The organism is Chitinophaga niabensis (genome assembly GCF_039545795.1).
GTDB lineage: Bacteria > Bacteroidota > Bacteroidia > Chitinophagales > Chitinophagaceae > Chitinophaga > Chitinophaga niabensis_B.
Genome location: NZ_CP154260.1, coordinates 835,490 through 850,310 on the forward strand (window position 1 = coordinate 835,490; position 14,821 = coordinate 850,310).

The 14,821-nt window shown below is 45.1% G+C and carries 12 protein-coding genes; 9 read left to right on the plus strand and 3 right to left on the minus strand.

The window, feature by feature from the left end:
* Positions 1-57 precede the first annotated feature (57 nt).
* Positions 58-477 carry a YciI family protein gene (locus AAHN97_RS03605; protein ID WP_343306187.1) on the plus strand — a complete coding sequence of 140 codons (420 nt, stop codon included), beginning with the start codon at positions 58-60 and terminating at the stop codon, positions 475-477.
* Here the strand turns inward: AAHN97_RS03605 and pyrF are convergent.
* Positions 467-1,273, minus strand: a complete 807-nt coding sequence (pyrF, locus tag AAHN97_RS03610) for an orotidine-5'-phosphate decarboxylase (RefSeq protein WP_343306188.1) — start codon at positions 1,271-1,273, stop codon at positions 467-469. The genes AAHN97_RS03605 and pyrF overlap by 11 nt on opposite strands.
* A gap of 116 nt (positions 1,274-1,389) precedes the next feature.
* On the opposite strand from pyrF, the gene AAHN97_RS03615 reads away from it, so the two are divergent.
* Positions 1,390-2,253, plus strand: coding sequence for a sugar phosphate isomerase/epimerase family protein (locus AAHN97_RS03615; RefSeq protein ID WP_343306189.1), 864 nt, complete (start codon positions 1,390-1,392; stop codon positions 2,251-2,253).
* 20 nt (positions 2,254-2,273) lie between these two features.
* Complete coding sequence (locus AAHN97_RS03620) at positions 2,274-3,644, plus strand: Gfo/Idh/MocA family protein (protein ID WP_343306190.1); 1,371 nt, start codon at positions 2,274-2,276, stop codon at positions 3,642-3,644.
* Between the two features lie 346 nt (positions 3,645-3,990).
* Here the strand turns inward: AAHN97_RS03620 and AAHN97_RS03625 are convergent, their stop codons facing one another.
* Positions 3,991-4,614: an FMN-binding negative transcriptional regulator gene (locus AAHN97_RS03625; RefSeq protein ID WP_343306191.1), complete on the minus strand. Its 624-nt coding sequence runs from the start codon at positions 4,612-4,614 to the stop codon at positions 3,991-3,993.
* A 43-nt stretch (positions 4,615-4,657) separates the two neighbouring features.
* Here AAHN97_RS03625 and AAHN97_RS03630 point away from each other — a divergent pair, with 43 nt between their 5' ends.
* Positions 4,658-5,086, plus strand: a complete 429-nt coding sequence (locus tag AAHN97_RS03630) for an RDD family protein (RefSeq protein ID WP_343306192.1) — start codon at positions 4,658-4,660, stop codon at positions 5,084-5,086.
* 1 nt (position 5,087) lies between these two features.
* Here AAHN97_RS03630 and AAHN97_RS03635 read toward each other — a convergent pair whose 3' ends face one another.
* A complete protein-coding gene (locus AAHN97_RS03635) occupies positions 5,088-6,185 on the minus strand; it encodes an Mrp/NBP35 family ATP-binding protein (RefSeq protein WP_343306193.1) in 1,098 nt (365 codons plus the stop codon).
* A 109-nt stretch (positions 6,186-6,294) separates the two neighbouring features.
* On the opposite strand from AAHN97_RS03635, the gene AAHN97_RS03640 reads away from it, so the two are divergent.
* From AAHN97_RS03640 to AAHN97_RS03660, 5 genes are all read left to right on the plus strand, one after another.
* Positions 6,295-6,933, plus strand: a complete 639-nt coding sequence (locus AAHN97_RS03640; RefSeq protein WP_343306194.1) for a carboxypeptidase-like regulatory domain-containing protein — start codon at positions 6,295-6,297, stop codon at positions 6,931-6,933.
* Positions 6,934-7,028: 95 nt separating this feature from the next.
* Positions 7,029-7,922 (plus strand): 3-hydroxybutyryl-CoA dehydrogenase, encoded by an 894-nt coding sequence (locus AAHN97_RS03645; RefSeq protein ID WP_343306195.1) that lies wholly within the window; start codon positions 7,029-7,031, stop codon positions 7,920-7,922.
* A gap of 62 nt (positions 7,923-7,984) precedes the next feature.
* Complete coding sequence (locus AAHN97_RS03650) at positions 7,985-10,078, plus strand: BNR-4 repeat-containing protein (RefSeq protein WP_343306196.1); 2,094 nt, start codon at positions 7,985-7,987, stop codon at positions 10,076-10,078.
* Between the two features lie 57 nt (positions 10,079-10,135).
* Entirely contained in the window at positions 10,136-11,296 is a 1,161-nt protein-coding gene (locus AAHN97_RS03655) for a FecR domain-containing protein (RefSeq protein ID WP_343306197.1), read from the plus strand.
* A 72-nt stretch (positions 11,297-11,368) separates the two neighbouring features.
* Entirely contained in the window at positions 11,369-14,812 is a 3,444-nt protein-coding gene (locus AAHN97_RS03660; protein WP_343306198.1) for a TonB-dependent receptor, read from the plus strand.
* Positions 14,813-14,821 lie beyond the last annotated feature (9 nt).

Genomic DNA, 14,821 nt, shown 5'->3' on the forward strand with positions numbered 1-14,821 from the left:
TCCTAATTTACGGAATTACGGATATTTATTACCTTAGGGCCAGCAAATCTGAAGCATATGGCTAAACTGTTGCCTGTATTACTATTGGCGGTGTTCCTGACTTTTGTGATCGCCAGATTTACATCAAAATCAGAAAAAACAACGGCTACAGGAGAGCCGGTTCAAAAAACAGAGAGCAAGAAATATTGGATGGTGATGTTGCGTTCGGACATAAACAGGCAACAGGATCCCGCTACCACTTCACAACTCCGGGATGCACATATCAACTCCGTCAGGAATCTCGCGAAAGAAGGAAAATTAATCGTTGCCAGTCCTTTTACGGAAAATGAGCAGCTGCAGGATGTAATTATCGTAGAATGTAAGGACAGCCTGGAAGTGGCAGACCTGATCGAACAGGATTCCGCCGTTGCCGCCGGCTGGCTGAAAGCAGAGATCAGGCCCTGCTGGACGGCAAGAAGTTTATCCCCTAAGCAGTAATATATCGCGCCATTTCCGCCTGGTACTGCAAAGCAACCGCACGGGCATCTTCTGCAAATTTCTCATCATTGCCGGCATAGATCACCGCCCTGCTGGCATTTACCAGCAAACCTATTTCTTTGTTCATGCCTTTTTCGGAGATCTCTTTCAGACTGCCACCCTGAGCACCAATGCCTGGAACCAGGAAGAAGTGATCCGGTAATAAACGGCGGATATTTGCCACTACATCAGCTTTTGTAGCACCCACCACAAACATCATATTATCCGGAGTACCCCAGGATGCGGTGGTTTTCATCACTTTCTCATATACAAATTCCCCATCCAGCTGCAATTGCTGTACGTCGCGGGTCCCTTCATTGGAGGTCAGGCCCAGTACAATGGCCCATTTCTCAGAGAAGCCCAGGAATGGTTCCACACTGTCGCGCCCCATGTAAGGAGCCACCGTAACGGAATCAAAACCATAGGTTTCGTAAAAGGTTTTGGCGTAATAAGTGGAGGTATTGCCGATATCGCCTCTTTTGGCATCGGCTATGGTGAAGATCTCTTTCGGAATATATTCAACAGTACGTTGGAGGCTTTCCCATCCGCGGATACCCAGGCATTCGTAAAAAGCCGTATTGATCTTATACGCTACACAAATGTCCCTGGTGGCATCAATTATCGCTTTATTGAAGGCAAAGATGGGGTCAGGGTGAGATAATAAGTGTTTGGGGATCTTATGTATATCTGTATCCAGTCCGATACAAAGGTAAGATTTTCGCTCCCTGATAAGCTGCACCAATTCCTGTCTGTTCATAAGTGTATTTGCAATTATTGGCGAATTTCCTTCATTTTTATGAAAACCCGATTTTGATTTTCCGATTTAAGTTCTTAATTTTTGGCTTACCCACGTATCGAAAAACGAACTTTTCCATGAAAAAATATGCTTTTCTTCTGCTATTCCTCTTGTTACAAGGTCTTTATCTGCAATCGAATGCACAGAAGAGCAGTATTCCTCCTTTGGGCGTATGTACTTCATTTGAGAACGACAGCCTCCTGAAAGCCGCAGGATTCTCCTACATCGAGGAGTCTGCCCGCAAAATATTGGCCCCCTCCATGCCGGATTCCGCCTTTAAAATTCAGCTTGCCCGGATCAGGAAAATGAAACTCAAACTTGAAACCTGCAATGTTTTCCTGCCCGGTACTATCCGCCTCATTGGAAAAGAAGCAGATGAAAAAGTGATCCTTGGATATGTAGATTCCGTTATGCAACGTGCTAAAATAGTAGGCATAAAGATCATCGTATTCGGCAGTGCAGGCTCCCGCAAATTGCTGGAAGGGCAAGATCCCGTACAATCTAAAAAAGAACTGATCGCTATCTCCCGCAAAATGGCAGAAGTAGCAAAGAAATACGACCGCATCATTGCCATGGAAAGCCTCAATACATCAGAGGATAATTTCATGAACAGCCTGCAGATCGTAACAGATGTGGCACAACAGGTGAACCATCCCAATTTCAGGCTCACGGTAGACCTCTATCATATGAAGAAAGAAGGAGAAGACCCCGCAGATATCCTGAAAGCTGCACCGTACCTGGTACATTGCCATATTGCAGAGAAAGAAGGCCGCAGAGCGCCGGGCACCAGCAAAGAAGATTTCAAACCCTACTTTGCCGCCATGAAAAAAGCCAATTACAAAGGCCGCATCATGATAGAAAGTGGTTGGAAAAATATGGCGGAAGAAAGCAGGCCAGCATTCCTCTATCTCACAGAACAACTGAACGAAGTATATAAATAACCAAAAAAACACTGTACAAAATGACAGAAGCTAAAAAGAACCGCCGCGAATTCCTGAAGCTTTCCATGATGGGAGGTGCCGGAGTTGCTCTCAGTGCAATGGGGATGCCAGCGAGCAGTTATGCACGTATTATTGGAGCCAACGACCGTGTGAATGTAGGCGTGGTAGGCTATTCTGACCGTTTTCGCCAGGCCCTCATGCCTTGCTTTCTGAAGAATCATAAAGAACTGAACTTTGATATCATCGCCGTTTCCGATATCTGGAACCGCCGCCGTGAAGAAGGTAAAGCCGCACTGGAAGGCAAACTGGGCCATAGTGTTCAAACCTGCGTGAACAACGATGAGCTGTATAAGATCAAAGACCTCGATGCAGTAATGATCGCTACAGCAGACTTCCAGCATGCCTTCCATACCATTGAAGCGGTAAAGAATAAGAAAGACGTTTACTGCGAAAAACCTTTCGCGGAAACAATGGAAGATGCCCGGAACGCGCTCAAAGCAGTAAAGGAATCTAAAAAAGTTTTCCAGGTAGGCACGCAACGCCGCAGTGGTGCCAGCTATCATGCCGCAGCCAACTTCATCAAAGAAGGAAAGTTCGGCCCCATCACCATGGTGGAGATGACCTGGAATGTAAACCAGCCCGGCCGTTGGCGCAGACCGGAACTCACAAAATCGATCAAAGAATCAGATGTGGATTGGAACCGTTTCCTCTGCAACCGCCCCAAAGACAGCTGGGATCCGCGTAAATATTTAGAGTTCCGCCTTTTCTGGCCATACTCTTCAGGTATCTTCGGCCAATGGATGACGCACCAGATAGATACTGTACACTGGTTCACCGGTTTGCAGCATCCGCGCAGTGCAGTAGCAAATGGTGGTATCTACCAATGGCAAGATGGCCGCAGCAATGCAGATACACTCACCGCGGTATTCGATTACGGTCCGCAGAATGATCCTAAGAATGGCTTCCAGGTAGTATACAGTTCCCGCTTCCACAACTCAGCAGGGGGGACAAAAGAACTCTACTATTCCAATGGTGGCATGATAGACATGAGCACAAACAAAATTAGTCCTACCGGTGGTCTGAGAGAAAAAGAAGCAGCTGAAATGGGTATGAAAGCAAATCTCCTTCCCAGCATGGACCTTTCCAGTGTAGCTGCTTCTATTGAAACCAGCGCCAACACAGGCGGAGATGATACTACGGATGCGCACGTACGTAACTGGATGGAATGTGTGCGCAAACAGGATGTTAAAACAAACGCTCCCATTGAAGCGGCCTATTCTCACTCAATAGCGCTGATCATGGGTACCGCTGCATATCGTACTGGCCAGAAAGCTACTTTCGATGAAGCTAAACAAGACGTAATTGTTGGAGGCAAAGTATTCACACTCTAACTAAGTGCGCCGAAACCAGTATATGTATTTTTTTAAGGAAAAAACTAGCCCAATGTTGCGCTTAGGCAGTACGGAGAGCTTTCCTTAAAAAAATACATATACTGGTTTCTCTTTTAGTTCCGGTGTTTGCAGGCTCAACGGTATTGATACATCTTTTAGCAAAGCAGCTGGTTCTCACAGGTTACAGGCATTATCCTTCCATCCCCTCCACAAACCCGCCAAGACCTCATCCCACATTAACGGTAGGCCCAGGAAAATAAAGGGTGTGTATTTTTTTAATAAATTCTGTCTTTACTGCCAAAGCGCAATATTGTGCTAGTTTATTTATTAAAAAAATACACACCCTTTATTTTCGCCCCCGTCTTAATTCCATCTCGGAAGCAATCCGGTGAGAATGATCATCTCCAATCTCTTTCAGATGATCCACCACACTGAAATAATCGTGATCATTCCTGTTCTGGCTAAGCTTAAACCGCGTATCCACCCTGTCTACACTGATCTCAAAACCAGTGATCGCTTTAAGGTTATTTTGGAATTCCTTAGCAGGAATATCATGCACATGCACCGGGTTTTCAGACCCCGCTTCGTAGTGCTGCATGAGTTGATGAAGTGACTCAGCCAACTCAGCTTCAGAGAGAACGCGCAGCACACCGTAAATATGCACCGCTATGTAATTCCAGGTAGGGATCTTCCCCTTTTCATACCAGGAAGAAGAAATGTAAGCATGCGGGTCCATGAATACAACCATGAAAGTCTGCCCGCTTACAAAGGTGGCAGACTGATCATTGGCATTGGCAATATGCCCATGGAGCACAAACTTACCCGGCGTTTTTTCAACTAATTCAATGGGAAGATGTGTGCCGATAGGAAGGCCGTCATGTATACTGATCAATAACCCGAAACCATTCTGCCGGATAAATGCAGCAACTGTTTCCCAGTCCTTTTCCTCATTGTACTTAGGGCTATACATACAGTGGTATTTTAGTTATATTAGCAAAGTAAATTCCTATACTATGATCGATCACCTGGACGATGTTCCTGTATCCGAACCTTCATACCCAGGAGTGTCAAAAAGAGAACAATCCGCCATTATTGATCTCTCAATAATTATGATCCTCATGCTTTTTGCTTCCCTGACGTTGAATGCGATCAGAGAGGAAAAAGATACGCCAACATGGGTTAATATTGTTCTTTTTTTGAGCGTCTGGGGATTATATGAACCTTTTGCGATAGCATACGGTTGTACGCCGGGAAATTATATTATGAAGATCCGTGTGGTAGATGTCAATGATCGAACAAAAAAGATCGTATTATGGAAAGCTTTTGTAAGATGTGTCCTGAAAGCTTCCCTGGGCTGGTTATCTTTACTCATTGCGCGTTTAAACCCCCAGCGCAGAGCCATACATGACTTCGGCGCCGGGAGCGTAATGATTCAGAAATAAATTAAACTACTATTTCAACGATCTTTGTCGGTTCAATATTGGCATTGCGCATAGCAATGCTGCGGGCTGTAGCACCTGCAAATTCAGCAAAAGCATTTTTGGTGATGGCATCGTTCCCCGCAACTGCCGGAACACCTTCATCACCTCCTTCACGGATGCTTTGTACTAAAGGTATCTGGCCAAGGAAAGGGATCTCCAGTTCTTCTGCCAGTCTTTTTCCACCTTCTTTACCAAAGATGTAATATTTGTTATTGGGTAATTCAGCCGGTGTGAAGTAAGCCATGTTTTCCACGAGGCCAATGATAGGTACGCGGATCTGGGGGCTGCTGAACATACCGATACCTTTTTTGGCATCTGCCAGGGCCACATCCTGTGGCGTGGTTACAATTACAGCGCCGGTTACAGGTACACTCTGAACAAGGGTCAGGTGAATATCGCCGGTGCCGGGAGGCATATCAATGATCAGGTAATCCAGTTCTTCCCAGTAAACATCACTCACAAATTGCTTCAATGCACTGCTGGCCATGGGCCCGCGCCATACGATCGCCTGTTTTTCATCTACCAGCAAGCCGATAGACATGAATTTGATCCCGAACTTCTCCATAGGAACAATCATTCCCTTACCTTCCACATTCACCATCATAGGTCTTTCTCCGCGAACACCAAACATAATGGGAACAGAAGGTCCGTAAATATCCGCATCCATCAGGCCCACTTTAGCACCATCCTGTGCCAGGGATAATGCGAGATTGGCAGCTACAGTGGATTTACCCACTCCGCCTTTACCGGAGGCCACCATAATGATATTTTTCACATTTGGCAGCAGGCCTTTTCCATCTTTCCTGTTGGTGCTTACATTGGCCGTCATTTTCACTTCAACCTCAGCTTCCTTGCTTACCAGGTGAATGATGGCATTCACACAGGCATTTTTTATCATTTCCTTCAGCGGACAAGCCGGTGTGGTCAGTACTACGGTAAATTTAACTTTATTGCCGTTGATCTCGATGTCTTTCACCATGTTCAGTGTCACCAAATCCTTACCCAGATCGGGTTCTTCCACATTCGACAGCGCCTCGAGCACCATTTCTTTTGTGATCATAAATTGATGTTAAAATTGTTTCCGATCAGCAAAGTTAACCTAAAAAGAGGTTTAATTTGTTGGTTTTATATTCCTCTTTCCGGGAGTATATATTTATCTTAGTAGCTGCATGCATAAGAAACTGATCATATTTTTGTCCCTGCTGTTCATGCCGTTTTTGTTAAAGGCACAGTTGAAAGCATTCAAAGACAGCATTATACAAATATCCGGTATTACCATGACGGCGGACAGCCTGAGGGCTATTCCCGCTGTAAGTATCATCGTAAGGGGGCAGAACCGTGGTACCATTTCCAATAGCCAGGGGGTATTTTCCATCGTGGCTTTTAAAGGAGATACGCTGAGTTTCTCTGCTGTGGGCTTCCGCAAAAAAGACTACAAGATCCCTGCAAACCTGCCCGGAAACAGTTATTCCGTGATCCAGCTCCTCACCGAGGACACCATTTACCTCTCAGAAACCATCATCAAACCTTATCCCAGCAAAAGGGAATTTGAAAAGGCTTTTGTAAGTATGGATATTCCGAATGATATGTATGAAGTGGCCCGTAAGAATAATGACCAGGCCAAGATCCGTGCCCTGGCCCGTTCTATCCCCATCGATGCTGGCGGGGCTTATGGTGTTTTTATGCAGAAACAGCAGCAATCCCTCTACTATGCAGGCCAAACGCCTCCTCAGAACATCTTCAACCCAATCGCCTGGGCCCAGTTCATAGAAGCCTGGAAGCGGGGTGACTTCAAGCGCAAAGATTAGACCCGGGTAAAGTATAATAACCGCAGCGCCTGCCGCATGTGAATGGTTTTTCCTTAAATTGCCGGATTATTGACCATTCACCAAAATGAATCTTTATGCAGAAAATTGCTGTGATCGGAGCCGGAACCATGGGCAACGGTATTGCACACGTATTTGCCCAAAACGGATATACCGTTCACCTGATAGATGTTTCCCCCACTGCACTCGACAAAGCACTCGCTACGATCGATAAAAACCTGGAACGGCAGATCGCTAAAGAAATTATCAAAGAAGCAGACAGGAAAAACACCCTGGACCGCTTAAAGACTTTCACAGACCTCGCCGAAGGTGTGAAAGATGTGGAACTGGTAGTAGAAGCTGCTACAGAAAATGTAGACCTCAAACTGAAGATCTTCCGCGAGCTGGACCAGCATACGGGTGCAGACGTGATCCTCGCTACCAATACTTCCTCTATCTCCATTACAAAAATAGCCGCCGTCACAAAGAAGCCGGGGAAAGTGATCGGCATGCACTTTATGAATCCGGTGCCCGTAATGAAACTTGTAGAGATCATTAATGGTTACGCCACGGAAAAGGCCGTTTCTGAGCAGATTAAAGCACTTACACTGCAACTGGGTAAAGTTCCCTGCGTCGTAAATGATTACCCGGGATTCATCGCTAACCGCATCCTGATGCCCATGATCAATGAAGCTATCTATTCTCTTTTTGAAGGAGTGGCAGGTGTGGAGGAAATTGATACCGTGATGAAACTAGGCATGGCACATCCTATGGGGCCATTACAACTCGCGGATTTTATAGGGCTGGATGTATGTTTATCTATCCTGCAGGTATTACACGATGGGTTCGGTAATCCTAAATACGCTCCATGCCCCTTACTCGTAAATATGGTCACCGCAGGATACCTCGGTGCTAAAAGCGGAGAAGGCTTTTATAAGTATACAGTTGGCAGTAAAAATATTATTGTAAGCGACAGGTTCCACAAAATATAGGAACCTGTCACCTCTTTCCTGAACATACGTGTCTTAGATGAGTAAATACTCAAACAGGACCTATGAGGAAAAATATACTTTTCAGCATTACAACCATAATACTGTTATTTAAGGCGCCAGCCGGCTTTTCACAATCAGTTGTTCTTCCGGACGACAAGATTGTAGATAACGAAGCACTGGTATATTCCACGAATGCCTATGGCTACTACCCCAGTATCCAAAGCTTTAGCCAGCCACCGGTTATTACCTATAATAATTATCAGTATGTAATTTATTATAACAAGGACCGGCGTGTTTGCCTGGGAAGGAGGTCCTTGTCCGGAGGAGCCTGGGAAACGCTGGTGTTCACGGATTATCTTTTCAGCACAATTGATTGCCATAATGTACCCGTGCTGGGGATTTCCACTGATGGAAAGATCCATCTCTCTTTTGACCATCATGTGTCTGCACTGAAATACCGTGTTTCCGGTTCCGGTGTGGCAAACAACCCGGGCAGCTATACCTGGGATGCAGCTTTATTTGGCGCTATAACAGACACTTTACCAGGAATGACGGTGCCGCAATCTGCCGTAACATATCCTGCTTTTATAGCTACGCCATCCGGAAAACTTCAACTGGTGATGAGGTTGGGGAATAGTGGGAACGGGAAGGAAAGGCTTTTTGAATATGATCCTTCCACCGGTAACTGGACCGATCTTGGATTTTTCACTTCTTCCGCCGGTATTTATACCGGCCCTGTTACAGATGGGCAGCACAGGAATATTTACCGTGATGGAATGGGGTATTTTGGAGGTAGCAGATTGCATCTTCTTTTCACCTGGCGCGAAACCGGAGATGTACAATCTGAACATGACATCCTGTATAGCTATAGCGATGACGAAGGAAGAACATGGAAGAATTCCGCGAATGTTTCCTTTGCTACTACAGGAACAGATCTGATAGGCCTGATCGATACAGCCGCTGTTGTATACCCCCTGGGGCAAAAGCATGGCCTGCTGAACCAGGAATTTATGTATGCGGATAAACAGGGAAGGATACATGCATTCAAGAAACATATGCTTGCTACGGAGGCAGATGCAAGCAGCTGGGACGATGCTAAAACCAAATCCAAAGCATATCATCATATGCGGGCCACAAATGGCACATGGACAACCAGTTTGTTGCCTTTCAATAACCACCGGGTTAGTTTTGTTGCAGATACCAACGGCATCTTATATGCTGTAACAGGTAATAAGCTGGATATCTGGGCGGCTACGCCAGCCAGTGGTTATACGGATTGGGCATTGATCCACCGTTTTGACAGTCTGGCAAAATATGCGGAAGAAACTATCCTGATTGATAAGGAAAGAATGATAACATCGAATATTCTTTCCGTTTTAGTGCAGGAGAAATATACAGCAAGTGGTCAACCTTCAAAGATCCATACCATTGATTTTACTTTATCTGCGGAGCCTTCCATTACACTGGATAATACAACCGCAGAAATAACAGGTACCTGGAATACATCTTCCGCCATATCAAATTATTATGGTGTTAATTATCGCGTGAGGGCTTCCGGAGGTACCGGTACAAATTATGTGAAATGGCGCGCTACCATTCCGGAGGCCGGGGATTATGCTGTATATGTATGGCTGCCGGATGGGCTTCCCTCCCGTGCAACCAATGCAAAATATGTAGTTTACCATAGCGGTTACAATACCACCTATTATGTAGATCAATCGCTTCCCGGCGGCCGTTGGGTATTGCTTGGAACACATACCATGACCACCAATACAACCGGTAATGGTGTGGTGATGTTAACGGACGAAGGGAATAATGATTTTGTGATTGCTGATGCGGTGCGGTTTGTTAAACAAAGTTCCGGATCCGCCAGGAAAAGCCTGCCGCAGCAAATAAAGCGGCCTGAGATAGCCCAATCCCTGCAATTCTGGGCCTCTCCCGGAGAAGTACACGCAACTTTTTATGCAGCACTTCCAACGAGAGGCAGTATCAGGATCATTGATCTTTTAGGCCGGGTATTGCTGCAGCAGAACATCCAGGTAGAAAAAGGCTATAATATACTTAATGTGGGAACAGCAGGTTTGCCCAGAGGTTTCATGATAGCTGTTTTAAGTACGGGCCCGGAAAACAGAACGCTTAAATTTATCAAATATTAGGTACCGGATCGTCACCCGTTTTGATCATTCAGGGGTCTTAGTAATACGTTATTCAATATGGAAAATTTAAACCCTTTTGAAAAGGCAGATCTGCTGTACAGGTATCTGCGGGATGAGCTCCGGGAAGAGGAGCGCACCATGGTGGAAGATTGGCTGGCAGCAGATGAGGATAATCAAAAACTGATAGATCAGTTCAGAGATCAGCTGGCATTGGATAAGGAAATGGCGCTGTTTTCATCCGGCGATAAAAGCAAAGCCTGGGAATTAATTGCGGCGCGTACCGGGAATACTAACAAGCGGAAAAAGGTCCTGTGGTCTGCTGCCGCAGTAGCTTTGCTGTGCCTCGCCGGTGGATGGCTGATCTGGCAGCCTCCCGGGGCTATTAAACAAGATACAGTAGTTCAGAAAAAAAATACACCTCTAAACATCAACAAAACCAGGCTAACGCTGGCAGATGGCTCTGTGATAGCGCTGGATGAAACGGATGATGGAGCGCTATATGAAGATGGATCTGCGAAACTGACCAAAAAGAATGGAGAATTATTATACCAGGGAAAAGAAGATGATAAAGGAGCGCTTGCAGGATATAATATGGTGCATACGCCTGTAGGCGGGCAATACCGTATTGTGCTGCCTGATAAAAGTAAAGTATGGCTAAATGCAACTTCTTCCCTGCGTTATCCAACTGCTTTCCATGATTCTGTTCGTGTGGTGGAACTTAGCGGGGAAGCCTATTTCGAAGTGGCGAAGAATAAAAGTATGCCGTTCATTGTAAAGGCAGGAGAAACAAAGGTGGAAGTAGTAGGTACACATTTTAATATAATGGCCTACCCGGATGAGCAAACAACCAGGACCACCCTGCTCGAAGGTGCGGTGATAGTAAGTAAGGGCAGGGAAAAACAAAAGATGAAACCAGGGCAGGAAGCTGTTGCCGGTGACGGCATCAGGTTGCTGGAAGCTGATCTTCAGGCCGCGGTGGCATGGAAACAGGGCTTTTCCCATTTTGAGAATGCCGGCATAGGAATGGTGATGCGTCAGTTGGTCCGTTGGTATGATATTGAAGTAGTATACGAGAAAGGGATGGTTCCTGATATTCATTTCAGTGGCATCATTTCCAAGAACTCATCTGTTGAACAGGTGATTGCTATGCTCAATGCATCTGGTAACCTGCACATGGAAGTGCAGGGAAGAAAGGTGTTGGTAAAAGCCGTTAAATAATTGAATGTAACCCCGGAAATTAAGCGAATAGTTTTTATAAGCACGTCAACCGATTTTTAAAAGTTCCAGGTTATGAAAGTATTGCTATTATTCAGTAGAAATAGCACATTGTATCAGCCATTATGCAAAACATCACTCCTGATGAAGATGGTGTTCCTGTTAGCTGTATTTATACAGCTGAGCGGAAAAGTACATGCGCAGGATGTCACAATATCAGGGCAGCAACTGTCTCTAAAGAACATTTTTAAAGAGATCAACCGGCAGACCGGGTATCTGTTCATCTATAGTGACGAGCTCCTCCAAAAGGCAAAACCCGTAAATATTAATGTTACAAAGGAGCGGTTGGAAGAAGTGCTAAAGATCTGTTTCGCAGAGCAGCCGCTTACCTACCAGATCATGGAAAAAACGATTGTTGTAAAACTTTCCGTGGTAAAGGGCAATGCAGCACCAGTCACCATAAAGGGTAAGGTGGTGAATAACAAAGGGGAACCACTCCCCGGTGTAAGCATAAGACTGAAGGGAACTAATACAGGTGTTGCAAGTAATGCCGGAGGAAGTTATACGATAGATCTACCCGGAGAACAGGGGACATTAACTTTTACGTATATGGGATTCAAATCCCGGGAAGTAGCTGTGAATGGCCCGGGCCCTTATAATGTAACGCTGGATGATGATATAAAAGTACTGGACGGCGCCGTTGTTATTGGTTATGGCAGTGTAGCAAGAAAAGACCTGACGGGTTCCGTCAGCCGGGTAAACGTAACTGATATGCAAAAGGCACCTGTTGTTTCTTTTACAGAAGCACTGGCTGGCAGAGTACCTGGTGTTGTTGTATCTACAACAGACGGCCAGCCTGGAAAGGGGCAGGATATTGTGATCAGGGGAGCCGGGTCCTTAACGCAGAATACATCGCCGCTGTATGTGATAGATGGATTTCCTGTAGAGGATTTTGATGCCCGTTCGTTGAATAATGATGATATAGCAGCTATCAATGTGCTGAAGGATGCCTCAGCTACAGCTATATATGGAGCGAGAGCAGCAAACGGCGTAATCATCGTAGAAACAAAAAAGGGAAAACAGGGGAAACCGGTGATCACTTTCAGTTCCCTCTATGGATTTAGTGAAACAAGAAAGCAGATGAGGCTGATGAACCCCTATGAGTTTGTTTCATATCAATATGAAAGGAATCCTGTATCAACCGCCTCCCGTTATTTTACGGACGGGAGAACACTGGATGATTATAAAAATATACAGGGAATAGATTGGGCAGATGAAGTGTTTGATCCCAGCCCTTATAGCATGAATAACTTTGCGGTGAGAGGTGGTAACGATCAAACAACATATGCCGTATCCGGGGCCCTTAATAATACACAGGGGATCATTTCCAATACAGGCACGCGTCGTTACCAGGGCCGTATAGCTCTGGATCAGGTGATCAATTCCAAAATAAAGGCCGGTGTTTACCTGAATTATAGTAATAACTCAAATACGGGTATTGTAGCTGCTTCCTCTGCCGGTAATAATACTACATCCTATCTTTTTTCAAATATCTGGGGATATCGCCCCATCGGCAATGATCCTAATAAGAACCTGCTGGAAGGTGATTTCGATGACCTGGTGGTAAATGCAGATAACGCAAGATTTAACCCTGTAGTTACCGTACAGAACACAAACCGTGTTAGCACAGCCAAAGAGTTATTGGTGAACGCTTATATCAACTATGCTATCAATCAGAATTTTACCCTTAAGATCACAGGAACGGTAGATAACCGGCTTTCAGAGAATAAGAACTTCTATAACTCCAGAACAATCCAGGGTTCTCCCTTTAACCCATTAAATGTGAGAGGGGTAAATGGAGACGTAATGTATACGGAGATCAACAACTGGTCTAATGAAAATACACTTAGCTACCAAAAAACAATTAACAGGGTACATAAGATCAATGCAGTTGGAGGATTTTCCATGCAAAGTAGTACCAGCAAAATGCATGGAGTGGCAGTTCAGGATATACCGAACGAGGAATTAGGATACTCCGGGTTTGATGAAGGGATCGCTTATGCAAGCCCTGCAACCAGCGGAAAGTTTACGCTGGCTTCTCTTTATGCCAGGCTGAGTTATAATTACAAGTCGAAATACCTCTTTACAGCTACCATGCGGGCAGATGGGTCTTCCAAATTTGCAAAGGGGAATAAATGGGGCTATTTCCCCTCTGCTGCCATTGCCTGGAATATGACGCAGGAGCCCTTTTTTAAAGGCCTTCCCTTTGTATCTGAATCCAAGATCAGGGCCAGTATCGGATATACAGGTAATAACCGCGTAAGTGATTTTGCTTACTTCACCAGCCTGGGGATGCCTAATACAGCTGCTTATTCCTGGAACAATGGTACACCGCTGAAAGGGATCATCCCCCTTGATCTGGGGAATCTTGATCTGAAATGGGAAGTGGCCGAACAGGTGGATATCGGATATGATCTCGGCCTCTTTAATGGAAGGATAGAACTAACCGCAGAGGTCTACCGCAAAACAACAAAGGACCTCCTCCTCAACGCACAACTCCCCGGAACTACAGGGTTTAAAACAGTGTTCAGGAATATTGGCAGATTGCAGAATGAAGGGCTTGAATTAGGTATCAATACAGTTAATATCAACAAAAAGGACTTCAAATGGGCAAGCAGCTTTAACATCAGCTTCAACAGAAATAAAGTACTGGCGCTTACCAAAGGGCAGGATAAACTTTTTTCCTTTGTGAATTTTGAATCGCAATACAATACTACTCCTTTATATGTTGCACAAACAGGGATGCCTGCCGCTATGTTCTATGGTTTTGTATTTGACGGCGTTTACCAGTATGGAGATTTTGATAACCCTTCTCCCGGAGTATACAGACTTAAAAGTTCAATCCCTGCCAATGGGAACGCAAGAGATGTTATTCAACCCGGCGATATCAAATACCGGGACCTAAATAATGATGGTACAGTAGATAGCTATGATCAAACTATCATCGGCAGTGTTTTCCCCGTTCATACGGGCGGCTTTACCAACAATTTCAGTTATAAAGGCTTTGACCTGAACATATTACTGCAATGGTCTTACGGTAATAAGATCTACAATGCGAACCGCATCCTGTTTGAAGGGAATGCAACAGTAAGAACAGAGATGAACCAGTATGCCAGCTACAATAATCGCTGGAAGCCGGATAATCCCAGTAACACACTTTTCAGAGTAGGAGGGCAGGGGCCGCTGGGCAGATATTCAGATCAGGTAATTGAAGATGGCTCTTATCTGCGGCTGAAAACAGTTTCATTGGGATACAATATACCGCCCGGTATCATAAAAAGGATAGGTATTAAAAATCTCCGTTTAACGGCCGCTGCACAGAACCTGCTCACCTGGACGAATTACTCAGGTATGGACCCGGAAGTATCAGCACGGAATTCAACCCTTACACCGGGTTTTGATTTTTCCTCCTATCCGCACGCACGTACACTGGTATTTGGTTTAAATGCTACTTTATAACATTATAAT